The sequence below is a fragment of the Kitasatospora sp. NPDC059803 genome (assembly GCF_042732255.1).
Taxonomy (GTDB): Bacteria; Actinomycetota; Actinomycetes; order Streptomycetales; family Streptomycetaceae; genus Kitasatospora.
In genome coordinates, this window is record NZ_JBHWIJ010000554.1 from 1 (window position 1) to 1,952 (window position 1,952).

At 76.3% G+C, this 1,952-nt stretch carries 1 protein-coding gene; it reads right to left on the reverse strand.

Going from position 1 to position 1,952, the window contains the following annotated elements; genetic code table 11:
* Positions 1 to 281 precede the first annotated feature (281 nt).
* Positions 282 to 1,700 carry an acyl-CoA synthetase gene (locus ACFV6I_RS39420; RefSeq protein ID WP_380431095.1) on the reverse strand — a complete coding sequence of 473 codons (1,419 nt, stop codon included), beginning with the start codon at positions 1,698 to 1,700 and terminating at the stop codon, positions 282 to 284.
* Positions 1,701 to 1,952: the final 252 nt, after the last annotated feature.

Genomic DNA, 1,952 nt, shown 5'->3' on the forward strand with positions numbered 1-1,952 from the left:
TTGTGGGGGGGGGGGGGGGTGTGTGGGGGGGGGGGGGGGGGGGTGCGGCTCGCCCGGGGGGGGGGGGGGTATCGGCGCCTGGGGGTGGTTGGTTCCCCGCCCCCGCCCCCCCGGCCCCGGGGCCCGGGGGGGGGGGGATTCAGTTCTGCCTGCGTGTCACGGTAGGCACGCGTCCGCTCACGGCGCGCAGTGGAGTGAGCCAATGGAAGGGTTCACGGCCGGTGAGCACCGACGGGGCATCAGGGTGAAGGCCAGTCATCGGGCCGCGGCCCGACGCCCCCTCACCCCTGCTGGTCGGCCTCCGCCAGCAGCTGCTTCTTCAGCACCTTTCCCAGCGCGTTCCGGGGCAGTTCGGGCACCAGCACGACCCGGCGCGGCCGCTTGTGCGCGGACAGCCGATCCGCCACGAAGGCCGTCAGCTGTTCCCCCGTCACGGCGCCGTCCGGGATGACGTACGCGACGATGGCCTGCCCGAGGTCCTCGTCCGGCGCACCGACCACCGCCGCGTCGGCGACCGCCGGGTGGTCGCGCAGCGCGGCCTCCACCTCGCCGGCGCCGATCCGGTAGCCGCCGCTCTTGATCAGGTCGACGGAGGCGCGACCGACGATCCGGTGGAAGCCGTCCTCACCGATCACGGCGACGTCCCCGGTGCGGAACCAGCCGTCCGCCGTCCAGGCCTCGGCATCCGCGTCGGGCCGGTTGAGGTACCCGCTGAACAGGGTCGGCCCGGCGACCTGCAGCTCTCCGACGCTCTCCCCGTCGGAGGGCACCGGCGCGCCGTCCTCGCCGACCAGCCGGGTGCGCACCCCGTCCAGCGGCAGGCCGACGCTGCCGGGCCGGCGCTCGCCGTCCGCCCGGGTGCTGACGGTGATCAGCGACTCGGTCATCCCGTAGCGCTCGATCGGGGCGTGCCCGGTGAGCGCAGCCAGCTTCTCGAACACGGGTACCGGCAGCGGCGCGCTGCCGGAGACCAGCAGCCGGGCCGAGGCCAGCCGACCCGCCGCCCCGGGGTCGGCCGCCACCCGGGACCAGACGGTCGGCACCCCGAAGTACAGGCTGCCGCCCGCGGCCGCGTACCCCGCCGGGGTGGGCCGCCCGGTGTGCACGAGCCGGCTGCCGGTCCGCAGGGCGCCGAGGACGCCGAGGATCAGTCCGTGGACGTGGAACAGCGGCAGGCCGTGGACGAGGGTGTCCTCGGCGGTCCACTGCCAGGCCGCGGCGAGCGCGTCCAGGTCGGCGGCGACCGCCTGGCGCCGGATCACGGCTCCCTTGGGCGCCCCGGTGGTGCCGGAGGTGTAGAGGACGAAGCCGGTGGCGTCCGGCGCGGGCTCGGCGAACGTGGTGGCGGCGCGTTCCGTCGGGTCGACCGGCAGCCCCTCCACCTCACCCGGTACGACGTCACCCACGGCGTGCGCGAGCAGCACCGCACCCGAGTCACGCAGGATGTGCTCGCGCTCCTTGGGCCCGGAGTCGGGCGGCAGCGGCACCACGGGCACGCCCGCCAGCAGGCCGCCGACCACGGCGACGACCGTCTCGACGGCGGGCCGGGCGAGCACGGCGAGCGCGGGCGCACCGGCCACCCGGTCGGCGACGGCGGTCGCCGCGCCCAGCAGCTCCTCGCGGGACAGCGCCCGCCCGTCGATCCGCAGCGCGTCCGCCGTGTCCCCGTAGTCGCCCTGAAGTGCGGTCAGCAGTGCCATGCTTCCGTCCTCGCCCTCGTCTCACGCTGTCGCGCCGACTCTACGGGCCGCACCCGGGCCGTCCGTGGGCGGCGGTCACCGCACGCCGCCTGCCGCCCGCCTGGCCTGTACCGGCCTGGGCCTGCCTGTGCCGGAAACGCCGAAGGGGGTGGGGGGGGGGGGCCCCCCCCCCCCCCCCCCCCCCATCGTGGGGGGGGTGAACCCCAGAGGGGTCTGTACACCACCCGCATACGAGGCTCCACACACGCAAAA